General features: G+C 58.2%; 9 protein-coding genes and 4 tRNA genes. 8 read left to right on the top strand and 5 right to left on the bottom strand.

Going from position 1 to position 17,311, the window contains the following annotated elements; translation table 11 throughout:
• The first annotated feature begins 5 nt into the window (after positions 1-5).
• From wecG to AFK66_RS18190, 7 genes are all read left to right on the top strand, one after another.
• Entirely contained in the window at positions 6-746 is a 741-nt protein-coding gene (gene wecG, locus AFK66_RS18220; protein ID WP_007780075.1) for a lipopolysaccharide N-acetylmannosaminouronosyltransferase, read from the top strand.
• 225 nt (positions 747-971) lie between these two features.
• A complete protein-coding gene (gene thrP / locus AFK66_RS18215; protein ID WP_007780079.1) occupies positions 972-2,357 on the top strand; it encodes a bifunctional threonine/serine APC transporter ThrP in 1,386 nt (461 codons plus the stop codon).
• A gap of 102 nt (positions 2,358-2,459) precedes the next feature.
• Positions 2,460-2,536 (top strand) — tRNA-Arg (locus tag AFK66_RS18210).
• A gap of 54 nt (positions 2,537-2,590) precedes the next feature.
• A tRNA-His gene (locus AFK66_RS18205) sits at positions 2,591-2,666 on the top strand.
• A gap of 22 nt (positions 2,667-2,688) precedes the next feature.
• A tRNA-Leu gene (locus tag AFK66_RS18200) sits at positions 2,689-2,774 on the top strand.
• A 36-nt stretch (positions 2,775-2,810) separates the two neighbouring features.
• Positions 2,811-2,887: transfer RNA gene (locus AFK66_RS18195), tRNA-Pro, on the top strand.
• Between the two features lie 630 nt (positions 2,888-3,517).
• Positions 3,518-9,115 (top strand): Ig-like domain-containing protein, encoded by a 5,598-nt coding sequence (locus AFK66_RS18190; protein WP_023899629.1) that lies wholly within the window; start codon positions 3,518-3,520, stop codon positions 9,113-9,115.
• A gap of 941 nt (positions 9,116-10,056) precedes the next feature.
• Here AFK66_RS18190 and hemY read toward each other — a convergent pair.
• The 4 genes from hemY to hemC are packed head-to-tail and all read right to left on the bottom strand — an operon-like array spanning position 10,057 to position 14,148.
• A complete protein-coding gene (gene hemY, locus AFK66_RS18185) occupies positions 10,057-11,253 on the bottom strand; it encodes a protoheme IX biogenesis protein HemY (RefSeq protein WP_023899628.1) in 1,197 nt (398 codons plus the stop codon).
• Positions 11,253-12,449, bottom strand: a complete 1,197-nt coding sequence (hemX, locus tag AFK66_RS18180) for a uroporphyrinogen-III C-methyltransferase (RefSeq protein WP_023899626.1) — start codon at positions 12,447-12,449, stop codon at positions 11,253-11,255. The genes hemY and hemX overlap by 1 nt, the downstream gene beginning before the upstream one ends.
• A 20-nt stretch (positions 12,450-12,469) precedes the next feature.
• Positions 12,470-13,210, bottom strand: coding sequence for a uroporphyrinogen-III synthase (hemD, locus tag AFK66_RS18175; protein ID WP_032983052.1), 741 nt, complete (start codon positions 13,208-13,210; stop codon positions 12,470-12,472).
• Positions 13,207-14,148: a hydroxymethylbilane synthase gene (gene hemC, locus AFK66_RS18170; RefSeq protein WP_007780110.1), complete on the bottom strand. Its 942-nt coding sequence runs from the start codon at positions 14,146-14,148 to the stop codon at positions 13,207-13,209. Before hemC ends, hemD begins: the two co-directional genes overlap by 4 nt.
• Before the next feature lie 282 nt (positions 14,149-14,430).
• Between hemC and cyaA the strand changes: the two genes are divergently transcribed.
• The gene (gene cyaA, locus AFK66_RS18165; protein ID WP_007780112.1) at positions 14,431-16,977 is read left to right on the top strand and encodes a class I adenylate cyclase; all 2,547 of its coding nucleotides are present in this window, start codon (positions 14,431-14,433) and stop codon (positions 16,975-16,977) included.
• Here cyaA and cyaY read toward each other — a convergent pair whose 3' ends face one another.
• Entirely contained in the window at positions 16,978-17,298 is a 321-nt protein-coding gene (cyaY, locus tag AFK66_RS18160) for an iron donor protein CyaY (protein ID WP_007704482.1), read from the bottom strand.
• Between the last annotated feature and the right edge of the window lie 13 nt (positions 17,299-17,311).

The raw sequence follows: 17,311 nt of genomic DNA, 5'->3' as shown, positions 1-17,311 counted from the left end.
ATATGATGTCTGAACAGGTCACCGCCCCGGTCTATACGCTTCGCGGGCTGCCGCTGCTGGGGTGGCGCGATATGCAACACGCGCTCGATTATCTCTATGCCGACGGCACGCTGCGCCACGGCACGCTGGTGGCGATTAACGCCGAAAAGATGCTGGCGCTGGAGGCGGACGCCGAAGTCCGCAGCCTGATTGAAGCGGCGGAGTTTAAATATGCCGACGGCATTAGCGTCGTGCGTTCGGTACATAAAAAATATCCGCAGGCGAAAGTGTCGCGCGTGGCGGGTGCCGACCTCTGGGAGGCGTTGATGGCGCGCGCCGGACGCGAAGGCACGCCGGTGTTTCTGGTGGGCGGCAAGCCGCAGGTGCTGACGCAAACCATCGAAAAGCTCAAACGGCAGTGGAATGTGAATATCGTCGATGCGCAGGACGGCTATTTTAAGCCTGAAGAGCGGGCGGCGCTGTTTGCGCGTATCCGCGACAGTGGCGCGCAGATTGTCACGGTTGCGATGGGCTCGCCGCGCCAGGAAATTTTTATGCGCGACTGCCGTCTCGTCCACCCGCAAGCCCTGTATATGGGCGTTGGCGGCACCTACGACGTCTTCACCGGCCATGTGAAACGCGCGCCGAAAGCGTGGCAAAACCTGGGGCTGGAATGGCTCTATCGTCTGCTCTCCCAGCCGAGCCGTCTCAAACGCCAGCTGCGCCTGCTGCGCTATCTGGGCTGGCACTATACCGGCAAGCTGTGATCCCTATGCGGCGTCAGCCGACGCCGCCGTTTCTCTTCTGATGATTTATTGCGCAGTAAGCGCATTTTTACCACGCATTATTTGCCATTTCTCTCAAATTGCGGAACCATTCGCCCGCCCCTTTACAGGACGCGGCAGGGTTACGCTGCCCGCAGGGGCTCAGGCATTCACCATCACAATAACCAGGTTCACCTGGACGCACGTGAAACACAACACAGAGGATCTATGGCAGAGAATAAACCGGAACTACAGCGAGGGCTGGAGGCCCGACATATCGAGCTGATTGCGCTCGGCGGCACTATCGGGGTGGGGCTGTTTATGGGCGCCGCCAGCACGCTGAAATGGGCGGGGCCGTCGGTGCTGCTGGCCTATATCATCGCCGGGCTGTTTGTCTTTTTCATTATGCGCTCCATGGGCGAAATGCTGTTCCTTGAGCCGGTGACCGGTTCGTTCGCCGTTTACGCGCATCGCTACATGAGCCCGTTCTTCGGCTATCTCACCGCATGGTCCTACTGGTTTATGTGGATGGCGGTAGGCATTTCAGAAATCACCGCCATCGGGGTTTACGTCCAGTTCTGGTTCCCGGAGATGGCGCAGTGGATACCCGCGCTGATTGCCGTGGGCCTGGTCGCGCTCGCGAATCTCGCGGCGGTGCGGCTGTATGGCGAAATCGAGTTCTGGTTCGCGATGATTAAAGTCACCACCATTATCGTCATGATCGTGGTCGGGCTTGGCGTGATTTTCTTTGGTTTCGGCAACGGCGGCCATGCGATTGGCTTTGATAACCTGACCTCGCACGGCGGTTTCTTTGCGGGCGGCTGGAAGGGCTTCCTGACGGCGCTCTGTATCGTGGTGGCGTCTTATCAGGGCGTTGAGCTGATTGGCATTACCGCGGGCGAAGCGAAAAACCCTCAGGTGACGCTGCGCAGCGCGGTCGGCAAAGTGCTGTGGCGTATCCTGATTTTCTATGTAGGCGCGATCTTTGTTATCGTGACTATCTTCCCGTGGGATGAAATCGGCAGCAACGGCAGCCCGTTTGTGCTGACCTTCGCGAAAATCGGGATCACCGCAGCGGCAGGCATTATCAACTTCGTGGTGCTGACCGCGGCGCTCTCCGGCTGCAACAGCGGCATGTACAGCTGCGGGCGTATGCTCTATGCGCTGGCGAAAAACCGCCAGTTACCGGCGGCGATGGGTAAAGTCTCCCGCAACGGCGTACCGGTGGCGGGTGTCGCGCTCTCCATTGTTATCTTGCTGGTGGGCTCGTGCCTGAACTACATCATTCCGAATCCGCAGCGCGTGTTCGTTTATGTCTATAGCGCCAGCGTGTTGCCAGGTATGGTGCCGTGGTTTGTTATCCTGATTAGCCAGCTGCGCTTCCGCCAGACGCATCAGGCGGCGATTGCGGGGCATCCGTTCCGTTCTGTGCTGTTCCCGTGGGCGAATTACCTGACGATGGCGTTTCTGGTCTGCGTGCTGGTGGGCATGGGTTTCAACGATGATACGCGGATGTCGCTGATTGTCGGCGCGATTTTCCTGGTGCTGGTGAGCGTTATTTATAAGCTTTTCGGGTTCGATCGCTACGGTTCGACCCCCAAAGTGGACGGATAACCGCCAGAATGCGCAAAGCATAACCAAACGCGCATTTTCTTCAAAAAAGCACTAGACAGCAGGGCGCGAAGTCCGTAGTATCCCCACCCGCAACGGCGCTACGCGCCCGTAGCTCAGCTGGATAGAGCGCTGCCCTCCGGAGGCAGAGGTCTCAGGTTCGAATCCTGTCGGGCGCGCCATTTAACCGGCGCTTGAGCTGCGGTGGTTTTGATACCGCGTGAAAGAATACAGTGGTGGCTATAGCTCAGTTGGTAGAGCCCTGGATTGTGATTCCAGTTGTCGTGGGTTCGAGTCCCATTAGCCACCCCATTATTTAAGAGTTTGTGGCGATGCGAAGGTGGCGGAATTGGTAGACGCGCTAGCTTCAGGTGTTAGTGTCCTTCGGACGTGGGGGTTCAAGTCCCCCCCCTCGCACCACTACTTGATTGAACAAAAAAGTCAAAAAGCAGTATACGGCGAGTAGCGCAGCTTGGTAGCGCAACTGGTTTGGGACCAGTGGGTCGGAGGTTCGAATCCTCTCTCGCCGACCACTTTTGAACCTCGCTTCGGCGAGGTTTTTTGTTTTCTGCCTCTTTCCGAATTGATTTCGCTGTTTTATTTCTCCCGCTACTTTCTTCTCTCAATTCATTTCCTGGTGGTTTTTACAACAGGATATAGTGTTATCCTGCTCACAAAATTCGTTTAGCATCATTAATCTGTTACTTTGCTAATTATCCGGGCTGCCGCTGCGCTTTTATTTGCTTTTTTTATTTAAAAAAGAGGGTTTTTTAGAAAGGATGGGATATCGCTATTGTTGGCTGATGAATTAAAGCGAGGTTTATTATTTATGATGGCGAATCAATATTAACATTTTCGATTTTATATAATTTTCGGTAATGATGAAGTTAACTCAACCTGTTGATTTTTAATAAAACAAAGTAAAATAATCATAAAAATTCAGGATGAAATATTTTCGCTAATAAATTTGTTTTTTTGCCAACACCCATTACACCTATTACATATCTGAAAATTAAGTCATCGGGACTGAATGCCTGGAGTTCTCCTTGCGTTGTTGTCTTCCCTGCGCTGTGCGCTTTTTTGCGCATCGCCCATTTTTTCTCTTCCCGTTGTTTGCGGAACAATTCTGTTTTGGCATGCGTGACAAGAATAAGTGAGGAGTTATGGCATCAATTCTCGATGGTAGCGCGACCACACAGGCAGTAACCATTCAAACGCTGGCGCGTCATGGCGGTGAATTAATTACCACTGTACAGGCACAAGGTACACGGACGTTAATTCTGTCGGAGCCTTCCGTAGTACGTATTCAGGCAACACCTGATGTGGTGCTGCATTATGAGCGGCAGGGCGAGGACTTAATTCTGCATATGCGCGATGGCAGTACCGTCGTCTGTAAAAACTATTTTGCCGAACAGGACGGGTATCACAGCGAATTACTGTTTGATGACGGAAAACATCCGCCCGTCCATGCTGTTTTCCCCTCAAATGAAACGCTGGCCGTCAGTGCGCCAGGGCTGACGCCGGAATATCAGGCGGTAGAGAGTATTGAACCGCTGCTTATCGGCGACAGTAATCATATGGCGATTTGGGGTTCGATTCTCGGCGCAGCGGCGCTGGGCGGCGTGATTGCGGCGGCGGGCTCCGGCGGTGGAGGTGGTGGCGGCGATAGCGACCGGGGCGGCGACAACGGCGGAAATAATGGCAGCAATGGCACTATCAAACTGAATACCCTTTCCGGCGACGGTATGCTCAACGCCGAAGAGGCGCAAAACGCGCTGGTCATCAGCGGCCAGACACTGAACGTGGCGTCCGGCACGACGGTGACCGTCACGATTAACGGTAAAACCTACACCACGACAGTCGGCGCGGATAATACCTGGTCGCTAACCGTTCCGGCGGCCGATGTGCAGGCTTTCCCGGATGGCCCGCTGCCGGTGCGCGTTACCACGACGGATACAGCCGGGCATACCATCAGCGCCGAATCGTCGTTAGACGTCGCGGCAGAATTCCTGCCCGACCCGCAAATCGCTCCGGTATTTGGCGACGACATGCTGGTACTGACCGAGAGCCAGGGCAGCCAGACTATCAGCGGCACGACCGGCATCACCGGTGACGGGCAGAGCGCCGTCGTTATTATCAACAACGTCTCTTACCCGGTGGAGGTTGACAGCCAGGGCAACTGGAGCCTGACTCTGACGCCAGAGCAACTCAGCACGCTGCCGCAGGGCGAACTGCCGATAAGCGTTATCGTCACCGACGCGGCGGGCAATACCGGCAGTAATACGATTATCGCCACGGTAGATACCATCCCGCCGCCAGTGACGGTTGAAGCGCTCACCGGCGATAACCTGGTCAACGCTATCGAAAGCAAATTGCCGATTGAAATAAAGGGCACTTCTGAGCCTGGCGCGCAAATCACGGTTAATTACAACAACCAGCAATACACCACCACAACAGATGCTGATGGTAACTGGAGCGTGCAAATTCCTGCTAATGCGCTGGATGGCATGGCGAACGGTAACTACCCACTCACCGTCACCGCCAAAGACGCCGCCGGAAATACGGGCACCACCAGCGAAACCGTCACTATGGCGCTCACGCCGCCTGCGCCGACGCTCAATACGCCGTTTGGCGACGATCTGCTGAACAATAACGACACCAAAGTCACCCAGTTGCTTACCGGGAAAACCGGTGCGTTCGGTGAATCGCAAGGCGTCATCATCAATATTGGCGGCCTGGATGTGCTCAATCACGCCACGCCGGTACGGGGCAGCGACGGCAAATGGACGCTGAATGTCGATCCCGTCGCCGGCGGCAATAATTATCTGGCGACCGTGGATGAAAACGGCAACTGGCAACTGGCGCTGCCGCCCGAGGTGCTCCAGCAATTTGCTGATGGTGAAATTACGATAACCGTCGTGGCCGTCGATGGTGCCGGAAACTTCGGGGCCGCGCCGCAGCAAACCTTTGAGGTAGATACCACACCGCCGACGCTTGCCGTTACCCCAGTGACCGGTGATGACATCATTACGGCGCAGGAGAGCGGGGCGGACGTGGTGGTGAGCGGCACCAGCAGCGGGCTGGAAAGCGGACAAAGCGTTGATGTGCTGATCAACGGTGTGACCTACGTGACAACGGCCGGGCCAGACGGTAGCTGGAGCGTGACAATACCGGCCGGGAATGTACAGACGCTGCCGCAGGGCGACGTGCCCATTTCGGTGAGCGCCAGCGACGCGGCGGGCAACCGCGGCAATGTGGTCAGTACGATAACCGTCGATACCGAAGTCACGCTGACGGTCAGCCCCGTCGCGACCGACGATATTATCAACTCGCTGGAGATCACGGGGGATGTGCCGGTGAGCGGCACGGCATCCGTAGAAGATGCCGGGCAGACGGTGACCGTAACGCTTAACGGCCTGGATTACACCACCACCGTTCAGCCGGACGGCAGCTGGACCGTGAATTTACCTGCCGCCGCACTTCAGGCGCTCGGCGACGGCCAGCAGCCGCTGACGGTGTCGTTAACCGATGCCGCAGGCAACAGCATCACGGTCAGCCACCCGGTGACTATCGACGCCGATGCGGCGACGCTGCCGGTGATTTCCATCAATACGCTCTCCGGCGATGGCTACCTGAACGCGTTCGAACATACCCAGCCGCTCCTTCTTAGCGGCACCAGTACTAACGTTGAAGCGGGACAGACCGTCACGCTGACGCTGAATGGCAAAACGTATACCGCTATCACGCAAAGCGATGGCAGCTGGAGCGTGGAGGTACCCGCAGCGGATGTGCTGCTGCTTACCGATCAACAGTGGACGGTTAGCGCCAGCGTCACAGATACCAGCGGTAACCCGGCTAACGCCAGCAGCGATCTCACGGTTGTCGCCCAGACGAACCCGACGATTTCGGTCGATCCGATTGCTACAGACAACATTATTAACGCGACGGAAAAAGGCAGCGACCTGACCATTACCGGAGACACCACCAGAGTAGAAGCCGGCCAGCCAGTGACAGTGCTCTTTAATGGCGTGACCTACGACGCACAGGTGGGCAGCGACGGTAGCTGGAGCGTTACCATCCCTGCCGCGGCACTGAGCGGCCTGAACGACGGATCTCTGAACGTGGTGGCTGGCTCCCAGGATATCGCCGGGAATCAGGTCTCCGTTGGACAGGCGGTGACGGTCGATACCTCTGTCACGCTGGCGATAGACACTATTGCGGTGGATGACATCATCAGCGATGCGGAGTCGCAAAGCGACGTGACAATCTCCGGTACCGCCTCTGATGCAGACGCCGGGCGTACCGTTACGGTGACATTTGGCGGCAACACCTACAGCGCCACGGTACAGCCGGATGGTACCTGGAGCCTCGACGTGCCCGCAGCAGATGTTCAGGCGCTGGCCGACGACACACTGGTCGTCACTGCCTCGCTCACCGATGCCGCAGGCAATACCGTTTCTGTCGATCGCCCGGTGACGCTCGACACCACCGCGCCGGTCGTCACCATCAATCCGATAGCGGTCGATGATATTGTCAGCCAGGCGGAAGCTGGCGCACTGGTGACGCTGAGCGGTACGGCGGAGGCCAACAGCAGCGTGGTGATTACTATTGGCTCGCTGACCTTTAACGCCACGACCAACGCCAGCGGCGTCTGGACGACGGACGTGTCGCTTGCCGCGCTTGCAGACGGTGACTATACCGCAAACGTGGTGGCGACCGACGCGGCGGGCAACAGCGGTAGCAACAGCCGCCCGTTTGAAATGCTGGCAACACCGCCTGCGCCAACGGTCGAAGCGCTGCCCTTCGGTAACGCATTTTTATCGCAGGCGGAATCGCAAACCGATCAAATCGTGACGGGCACAACAGGCACCGCCCACGCGGCAAACGTGGAAGTCGTGATTAACGGCATCACTTATACCGCCACGTTTGATGCCAGCGGCAACTGGCAAATCACCGTACCTGCGGCAGATTTGCAGGCGATGCCCGCTGATGGCTCGCAAATTCCGATCACCGTGACGGTCACCGATACCGCAGGGAATACCGGTAGCGGTGATAACAGCTTTAGCGTGGATTTTGTTCCGCCGTCGCTCACGGTCAATGACGTGACCGGCGATAACCTGATTAACCCGACCGAGGCGGCGGGTGTCATCGCCGTCTCCGGCACCTCCGATCCGGGCAGTGTCATTACGTTCACTTTAAATGGTGAAAACTATGGCCCGGTCACGACCGCGGGTAACGGCAACTGGAGTATCAATATTCCCGCCGGGCAGCTCGCATCACTGGCTGATGATGTGTACGACATGGTGGTCACCGCGGAAGATGATGCGGGAAATACCGTCACGGAAACGGTGCCGTTGACGATTGATTTCACCGCGCCGGTTATCACGATTAATGAGCCGCTGGCGCTGGATGGTTACATCAGCCAGGCGGAAGCGCAAAGCGGCGTGACGATCACCGGCACCGGCGAAGCCGACCTGCCATTAACGCTGACGCTTAACGGCGTTTCGTATAACACCACGGTGCTGGCGAACGGCACCTGGAGCATATTGTTGCCCGCCAGCGCGCTGGGCGCCGTACCAAACGGCGATTACACGCTCAGCGCAACGCAGACAGATGCCGCCGGTAACAGCGGCAGCGACACCGCGCCGATCAGCGTACTGCGAACACTGCCCGCGCCGACGATTACGCTTGCTTATGGCGACGGTTTCCTGAGCCAGGCGGAAGCGCAAACGGAGCAGACCATTACCGGTACCACGGGCCTGAGTGCCGGGGCGCTGGTAAAGACCGCGACGGTGACTATCGGGGACGTGGGTTATACGCCAGTTATTAATAGCGACGGTACCTGGAGCGTTACGCTAACGCCGGAGCAGCTTCAGGCGCTGCCGCAAGGGTCAGTACCGATCCGCGTTGACGTGACCGATGTGGCGGGTAACGCGGGCAGCCGACAGACCTTCTCTACTGTTGATACTGTTATCCCCACCATCGACGTTTCGCCCGTGACCGGCGATGACATTATCGATCAGACGGAGATAGCGGGCGGCGGGCTGGTGATCAGCGGTGATTCCGAACCTGGCGCGCAGGTGACCGTGGTGTTTGGCAATGAAACGCTGACGACAACAGTGCTTGGCGATGGCAGCTGGAGCGTGGCGATATCGCCCGATGCGCTTGCCCAGCCGGAAGGGAGTTATACGCTCGATATTTCGTCACGCGATGACGCCGGTAACGAGGTTTCCACACAGCACACGGTTCAGTTGCAAAACGGCGTGCCGCAGCCCGCGCTGATGGCGCTATTCGCTGAGCCGCTGCTCGCCAGCGACATGGCACTGACAGGCACCGACGGCAACGACGGCAACGACTACTTTATTCTCAACAGCCTGGATTTCAGCCGGATTGATGGCGGCGCAGGCGTCGATACCTTAACGCTCGGCGAAAAGCTGCCGACGCTTAATCTGGCGCAGCTCGGCTTTAAAGTGGCGCATATCGATGTGCTCGATTTGGGCACCAGCGGAAAAGGGAGCCTGACGTTAGACCTCGATAACGCGCTCAACCTGAAAGACGATCCGCACGAACCGTTGCGTATCACGGGTGAAAATGGCGGCGAAGTGACGCTGCTTAATACGCCGGAAGGCATCTGGTCGGTGAGCGGCTTCGAGACTATCGGCGATCGTGTGTTTGAGGTTTATCACAACAGCGCGCTGGGGGCGGCAAATACGCTGGGCGACTTGCTGATTCAGGAAAATGTCCACGTAAAACTGATGTAAGAAAGAAATGATGGTTTTTAGCGACACTCCGCGTTATACGTGTCGCCCACAGGAGACATATAAGTTTTTAATATCTATAAGGAAAGATGCCGGGCTGGAAACCGTGTCGCTATTTGATGACACCTGAAGGCTGCGCCTGCCAGGGAAATGCGCCTACGGCCCCGGTCACAATAGCGTTGAAACAAGGGATTAGCCGTTGCAGACAAACGCTGCATACCTGGCACGATAAATGCTACAATAACGGCGTAGATGCTCATTCCATCTCTTATGTTTGCTCCGGCTTCATAAACCCGGGAATGACGCAGAGCCGTTTACGGTGCTTATCGTCCACAGACAGATGTCGCTTCGGCCTCATCACACACCATGGACATAACGTTGAGTGAAGCACCACATTTGTTGTCAAACAGACCTGTTTTAATACCTGCCCTCGGGCAGGTATTTTTTTGCCTGCGCTGTGGGTCATCTTTCGCGCTGTGGCTGCGTTAGCGGCGCGCGCTCACCCCGGTCACTTACTAATGTAAGCTCCCGGGGATTCGCTTACTTGCCGCCTTGCCACACCACGAAATGTGACCCACAGGCCGAAGGGGCTTTCGCGGCGTGGCTACGTTAGCTGCGCGCGCTCACCCCGGTCACTTACTGGTGTAAGCTCCCGGGGATTCACTTGCTTGCCGCCTTGCCACACCACGAAATCTGACCCACAGGCCGAAGGGGCTTTCACGCCGTGGCGGCCCTGGCTGCGCGCGCTCACCCCGGTCACTTACTGATGTAAGCTCCCGGGGATTCACTTGCTTGCCGCCTTGCCACACCACGAAATCTGACCCACAGGTCGAAGGGGCTTTCGCGCCGTGGCGGTGGTAGCTGCGCGCGATCACCCCGGTCACTGCCGTTAATGACTCGCTCAAATCGCAGACATAAAAAACCCCTCCGAAGAGGGGTGAGAATTATTGCGGGGTATTTTGCTGTAGCGTCAGCAGCAGGCCGTCGCGGCGCATCGTGGCGGCCTCTTCGGGCTGATGCAGCCGGTCGAGCACATCTGCAAGCCAGGCGTAATCGAAGGCGTCGGGGCGCTGTTTGAGGGCGGCACGAAACGCGAGGCTCGCCTCTTTCCATTCGCCGTGGGACATCAGCAGCTGGCCTAAGGTGCTCCAGAGCAGCGGACGATCGCCGTAGGTTTTGATCTGCTGGCGCAGCGCTTTTTCGAGCTGTTCCGGGTTACCGGCTTTCAGGCGTGGCATCAGTAACACCAGACGATCGTCATACTGACGTTTCAGGCCATCAAGGATAATCTCCTGCGCGGTCTGATGATCGTCGCACTCGATCAAATGCTCCGCCATCGCCACCTGCAACGCCGGTTGATGGCGCGTTTTACGGCTCTGGTTACGCCACCAGGCTTTCAGACCGTCGCTGCCCTGATCGGCGCGCGCCTGATCCATCAGCCCGATCCACGCCTGGCGCGTCAGCGCGTCGCGGTGTTCGTCGTCGCCCACGCCCGCTTTCTGCATCGAAGGGATGATATCGAGCAGCGAACTCCACGCGCCGGTGCGGATATACGCCTGTTCCGCCAGACGCAGCACTTCCGGGTGGCGTGGCGTCACTTCCAGCAGACGGTCAACGCCGTGACGGGCCGCGTGGTTTTCATTGCGCGCCAGTTGCAGACGCACGCGGGTGATCTCAACCGGGATCTGATCGTTATCCGCCAGCTCCGCCGCACGCTCAAGATGCTGATTGGCGCGGGCTTCGTCGCCGCGCTGCTGGGCGGCTTCCGTAGCCAGCAGATAGTTCACCACCGGCTGTTCAGCGTGATCGGCGTTTTTCGACATCAGCTTTTCAACCTGCTGATAGTCGCCCTCGGCAAGTTTGAGCAGCGCCAGTTTGGTTTGCTTACGCGCGCGGCTGCGTTTGCGGCCCGCGAACCAGCCGCGGGTGCGTGCGCCGGTGCGGAACAGGCGTCGCAGCAGCCACTCAATAGCAAACAGCACCACCAGCGAGAGGATCAATATGATCACAAGGCCGGTGACGCTGGTTTCGATATTCCAGGTATCGGTCTGGATCAGCACATACCCCTGGTGACCGGCCACCATCGGGCCGACCACGATCCCGGCGATCAACAGCAGAAACAGCAATAAGACTTTCAGCATTACTGTTCTCCCTGCGTCGGCGCCGCGTCTGCCGGGGCTTGCGTGCGTGGGTCGTCAACCTGCGGGGCGGCAGCATCGCCCGGCACCGACGGCTGCGCCATCAGGTTACGCACGCGCGTCTGCATCAGTTTTTCAAGAATCGCCTGGCTTTGCAGGGTTTCCGGGAGATCCATGCTGATGTTCTGCTGGGCCAGATTGTCGACAGATTCGAGAAACGCTTTCGTGCCGGCGTCACTGGTGTCGTAGTAGGCCCGCACCCACGTAGAGACGTTATCAAGCGACTGCTTGTAAATCTCATCCTGATGGCGCGGTACAGCCTGGGCGGCGACCAGCAAGCGCGAGCGGATATTCTCGCGGAGGTAGATGTCCTGATTCGGGGCCAGCAGCGGCACAGCGGTATCGTCGCGGCGGCGGATAGTAATAAAGCTGTCCATAAAGTTGTGCCAGCTTTTCACCAGATTCTGACGCCATTCACTCAGCGAGCTGGAAAGCTCGCTGCCGTCGCTGTCCATCGGCGCATCGTCGCTGTCGTTGTCCGCAAGGCGCAGGTTATCGACCTGGTTGGAGAGCTGATTCAGCTTAAGAATGATGCCGTCGTAATCGACCTGCGTGACGCTCGCCAGCGCGGCGATGTCATCCGTCAGCGCGCGGCGGGCGGTAATAAGGCTCGGATCGTTCATGTCGGCGAGGCTCGCATCGGCGCTTTTTAACAGCGCGGCGGCGGTGGTGGCGTCCTGATCGCTCCAGAGCTTACGCCCGGCGAGTTTGACCAGAAAATCCGCCTGGGCGAGCTGCCAGGTTTTGGCGTCGCTGCCTGAAATGGTCGCGACTTTCTTCTGGACTTCGTCCAGTTCACGCGCCATCGCTTCCTGCTGGTGGGTGGCGGCCGCGAGCGCGTCAGCCTGCGCCTTGAGGGTTTTCTCAAACTCAGCTTTCTGCGCCTGCTGCTGATTTTGCAACGAGGTTAACTGGGTGGCGAGCGTATCGCTGCTGGCGTTTTGCGTGTCGGCCTGCTTTTTACTCCAGGTCCACAGGCCCGCGCCCGTCGCCAGCGCAATGGCGATGGCCACAGCGCTCAGCACCAGCGCGGTTTTGCCGGAGCGGTCTTTTTTCGCGGTCGGTTCCGGCTGTGGCGTTGTCTCCACAACCTGCGGGGTTTCTTCAACCGTAGCAGGGGTGTGTTGTTGTTCCGTCATTGTGGCTTCCCGTTTAAAAGTTATTGCAACGCGCGCAGCAGCGCGTCGTTATCGGCATTATCAGCGACCAGAATGTTCTGCCAGCCAAGCTCCCTGGCAAGCGTCGCCAGACGCTCGCTGACGACCACCAGCCGACAGCGCAGCAACCAGTTTTCGCGATACCACGGCGGCATCAGGTCATGCAGCTGGCGCAGCATCTCGCCGCTGGTCACCACCAGCGTGGTAATGCCGCGCGTATGCCAGCGGTGCGCTTCCTCGGTGCCGTCGTAAATTTTCGCGCTACGTTGATAGCATTCACAAAACGTCACGGTCGCGCCGCGCTCCGTTAAGGTTTCCCCTAACAGTTCGCGACCGCCGTTGCCGCGCAGGATAAGCGCGCGCTTACCGGCAACGTTTTGTAATTCAGGTAATTGTAGCAAGACTTCACTGATTTCCCGATCGCGCGGGTAATGGATGTGTAAACCGCTGACCTGGTGCAGCGCCAGCGCGGTGGTACGCCCGATGGCGAACGCTTCGACGGCGCGAGGCCAGCGCAGCCCCAGACGCTGTAAATGCGCGTTCGCAAAACTCACCGCGTGTTGCGACAGCGCAAAAAGGAGATCGTGCGGCGCGAGCGCGTCGAGCAGCGCGGGTAACTGCGGCAACTCCCGGCCAGGGCAGAATTCGATCAGCGGAAAACTCCAGGCCTCCTGCCCCAGTGCGCGCAGGCGGCTCACTAATTCCTCCCCGGCGGGAGAGGGGCGGGTGACCAGAATCGTCATGCGGGGCCATCCCCCTGATAAACGTCGGCGAGGATCTCCCGCGCGCCGTGGTTTAACAGCTCTTCCGCCAGTGAAATCCCAAGCTGGCGTGCGTCCTCTGGCGCGCCGCGGCGTTCGCCGCGCACGATACGCGAGCCGTCCGGCGCGCCCACCAGCGCGCGCAGCCACAGCTCGCCGTCTTTCAGCTCCGCATAGCTGCCGATAGGCACCTGACAGCCGCCTTCCAGACGCGTGTTCATGGCGCGTTCCGCGCGGACGCGCACGGCGGTCTCTTCGTGGTTGAGCGGCGCGAGCAGTTCGCGGGTGCGTGTATCGTCAAGGCGGCACTCAATGCCGACCGCGCCCTGGCCTACAGCGGGCAGCGAAATTTCCGGCGCGAGCGGGCTTGTGATGCGCGCGTCGAGTTGCAGGCGTTTGAGACCCGCGACCGCCAGAATAATGGCGTCGTAATCGCCGTTATCGAGTTTGCTCAGGCGCGTCCCGACGTTCCCGCGCAGCGAGCGGATGATGAGATCGGGGCGGCGCGCGGCAATCTGGCACTGGCGGCGCAGGCTCGATGTCCCGACGATGCTGCCCGCAGGCATTTCATCGAGGCTTTTATACTGCCCGGAGACAAAGGCGTCGCGCGGATCTTCGCGCTCGCAAATCGTGACCAGGCCCAGCCCTTCCGGGAATTCAACCGGCACATCTTTCATCGAGTGCACCGCGATATCGGCGCGGCCATCCAGCATGGCGAGCTCCAGTTCTTTCACGAACAACCCCTTGCCGCCCACTTTCGCCAGCGGCGTATCGAGGATCACATCGCCGCGCGTCACCATTGGCACCAGCTCAACGGTCAGCCCCGGGTGACAGGCTTCCAGCCGCTGCTTCACATATTGTGCCTGCCAGAGCGCCAGCGGACTTTGGCGGGTGGCAATTCTTAATACATTGTCTAACATGCTTGATACCGTAAATGTCGTCTGCCGATCATCCTACCACTGTTAGCGGAAGGCTGTCAGGTCAAACGGCGGCGAGGCGCGGCGCGCAGACGCCACACAGAAAGGCGTTAAGGGCAGGGGAACGGTGCTATAATTATCTGTAGCGCATCTTTCTTTACGGTCAATCTACAAGGTGTTAGATTGATCACGTTTTGAGCCATTTGTTCGCCTGCCACACCATAATCACAAGGGCGACACAACGGTGAACACTGTTTACATTCTGTAACCATCAGGCGATACGTCTTGTACCTCTATATTGAGACTCTGAAGCAGAGACTGGATGCCATCAATCAATTGCGTGTGGATCGCGCGCTTGCTGCCATGGGGCCTGCCTTCCAACAGGTCTACAGTCTGCTGCCTACATTACTGCATTATCACCATCCGCTGATGCCAGGTTACCTTGAAGGTAACGTTCCCTACGGCATTTGCCTCTACACGCCTGATGAAACCCAACGCCACTACCTGAACGAGCTGGAAACCCAGCGCGGTATGCCTGCGCAGCAAACGGTACAGGGCGAACTGCCGATTACCGGCATCTATTCGATGGGCAGCACCTCCTCCGTGGGGCAGAGCTGTTCATCCGATCTCGACATCTGGGTCTGCCATCAGGCCTGGCTTGATAACGACGAGCGCCAGTTGCTGCAGCGTAAATGCAGCCTGCTGGAAAGCTGGGCGGCGTCGCTGGGCGTCGAGGTCAGTTTCTTCCTGATTGATGAAAACCGCTTCCGCCATAATGAAAGCGGCAGCCTCGGCGGCGAAGACTGCGGCTCGACGCAGCACATTTTGCTGCTGGATGAGTTCTACCGCACCGCCGTGCGTATGGCCGGCAAACGTATTCTCTGGAACATGGTGCCGTGTGACGAAGAAGAGCATTACGACGATTACGTGATGACGCTCTACGCGCAGGGCGTACTGACGCCAAACGAATGGCTTGATCTGGGCGGCTTAAGCTCCCTTTCCGCCGAAGAATATTTCGGCGCGAGCCTCTGGCAGCTCTATAAAAGCATCGATTCCCCGTATAAAGCCGTGCTGAAAACGCTGCTGCTGGAAGCCTATTCCTGGGAATATCCGAATACCCGCCTGCTCGCGAAAGACATCAAACAGCGTCTGCACGACGGCGAAATCGTCTCGTTCGGGCTGGATCCTTACTGCATGATGCTGGAGCGCGTTACCCACTATCTGACGGCTATCGACGACAGCGCGCGCCTCGATCTCGTGCGCCGCTGCTTCTATCTGAAAGTCTGTGAAAAACTCTCCCGCGAGCGCGCCTGCGTGGGCTGGCGCCGCGAGGTGTTAAGCCAGCTGGTGAAAGAGTGGGGCTGGGATGAAGCGCGCCTCACAATGCTTGATAACCGCGCCAACTGGAAAATCGACCAGGTGCGCGAAGCGCATAACGAACTGCTCGACGCGATGATGCAGAGCTACCGTAACCTGATCCGCTTCGCGCGCCGCAATAACCTGAGCGTCTCCGCAAGCCCGCAGGATATCGGCGTGCTGACGCGCAAACTCTATGCCGCGTTTGAAGCGTTGCCGGGGAAAGTGACGCTGGTAAACCCGCAGATTTCGCCGGATCTTTCCGAGCCGACGCTGACCTTTATTCATGTGCCGCCGGGCCGCGCTAACCGCACCGGCTGGTATCTCTACAACCGCGCGCCGAGCATGGACTCCATCATCAGCCATCAGCCGCTGGAATATAACCGTTATCTTAATAAGCTGGTGGCCTGGGCCTGGTTTAACGGCCTGCTGACGTCGCGCACCCGCCTGTTTATTAAGGGCAACGGCATTTGCGATCTGCCGAAACTGCAGGAACTGGTAGCCGATGTGTCGCACCATTTCCCGCTGCGGTTGCCGGCACCGACGCCAAAAGCGCTCTACAGCCCGTGTGAAATTCGCCATCTGGCGATTATCGTCAACCTGGAATATGACCCGACGACGGCGTTCCGCAACCAGGTGGTGCATTTCGATTTCCGCAAGCTTGATGTATTCAGCTTCGGCGAGCAGCAGCAGTGCCTGGTCGGCAGTATCGACCTGCTGTATCGCAACTCGTGGAACGAAGTGCGTACGCTGCATTTCAACGGCGAGCAGGCGATGATCGAGGCGCTGAAAACGATTCTTGGCAAAATGCATCAGGACGCCGCGCCGCCGGATAGTGTCGAAGTCTTCTGCTACAGCCAGCATCTGCGCGGGCTTATCCGCACCCGCGTGCAGCAACTGGTGTCTGAGTGTATTGAGTTTCGTCTCTCCAGCACCCGTCTGGAGCCGGGCCGCTTCAAAGCGCTGCGCGTGGCGGGCCAGACCTGGGGCCTGTTCTTTGAGCGCCTTAACGTCTCGGTACAGAAACTGGAAAACGCCATCGAGTTTTACGGCGCGATTTCGCACAACAAACTGCACGGCCTGTCCGTGCAGGTGGAAACCGATCACGTCGAACTGCCGTCGGTGGTCGATGGCTTTGCGAGTGAAGGGATTATTCAGTTCTTCTTTGAAGAGACCAACGACGACGGCTTTAACATCTATATTCTTGATGAAAGCAACCGCGCTGAGGTCTATCACCACTGCGAAGGCAGCAAAGAGGAGCTGGTGCGCGACGTCAGTCGGTTCTACTCGTCATCGCATGACCGCTTTACGTACGGTTCGAGCTTCGTCAACTTCAACCTGCCGCAGTTCTATCAGATTGTGAAAGTAGATGGCCGCCAGCAGGTGATCCCCTTCCGCACGCAGACCATCAAAGCCGTGACGCCGCTCAACGATGACGACAGCGCCACGCCGCTGTTACAGCAATATCAGTCCTGATTAACGAAAGCTGACCGCCTCGCCCGCCTGTTGCGTGGCGGCGGTTTCCAGCAGATCCCAGAACCGCTCGCCGCTGCGATCGCAAATCCATTCGTCGTTTTTATAATCGAAGTGATAACCGCCCTGTTTGGTCGCCAGCCACACCTGATGCAGCGGCTCCTGACGGTTGATAATGATTTTGCTGCCGTTTTCAAACGAGAGAGTCAGCACGCCGCCGTTGATTTCGCAGTCGATATCGCTGTCGCCATCCCACGCGTCGAGACGCTCTTCAATGGTCATCCACAGGCCGTCGGCCAGGCGGTGAAATTCACTGTCGTTCATGTTGGTTTCCTGT

The organism is Cronobacter malonaticus LMG 23826, assembly GCF_001277215.2.
GTDB classification, from domain to species: domain Bacteria; phylum Pseudomonadota; class Gammaproteobacteria; order Enterobacterales; family Enterobacteriaceae; genus Cronobacter; species Cronobacter malonaticus.
This window is presented reverse-complemented; position numbering and strand designations above follow the sequence as displayed.

Bases quoted from the DNA above. Each gene is read 5' to 3' on its own strand.
- wecG (WP_007780075.1), top strand. From the start codon at position 6: ATGTCTGAACAGGTCACCGCCCCGGTCTATACGCTTCGCGGGCTGCCG.
- thrP (WP_007780079.1), top strand. From the start codon at position 972: ATGGCAGAGAATAAACCGGAACTACAGCGAGGGCTGGAGGCCCGACAT.
- AFK66_RS18190 (WP_023899629.1), top strand. From the start codon at position 3,518: ATGGCATCAATTCTCGATGGTAGCGCGACCACACAGGCAGTAACCATT.
- hemY (WP_023899628.1), bottom strand. From the start codon at position 11,253: ATGCTGAAAGTCTTATTGCTGTTTCTGCTGTTGATCGCCGGGATCGTG.
- hemX (WP_023899626.1), bottom strand. From the start codon at position 12,449: ATGACGGAACAACAACACACCCCTGCTACGGTTGAAGAAACCCCGCAG.
- hemD (WP_032983052.1), bottom strand. From the start codon at position 13,210: ATGACGATTCTGGTCACCCGCCCCTCTCCCGCCGGGGAGGAATTAGTG.
- hemC (WP_007780110.1), bottom strand. From the start codon at position 14,148: ATGTTAGACAATGTATTAAGAATTGCCACCCGCCAAAGTCCGCTGGCG.
- cyaY (WP_007704482.1), bottom strand. From the start codon at position 17,298: ATGAACGACAGTGAATTTCACCGCCTGGCCGACGGCCTGTGGATGACC.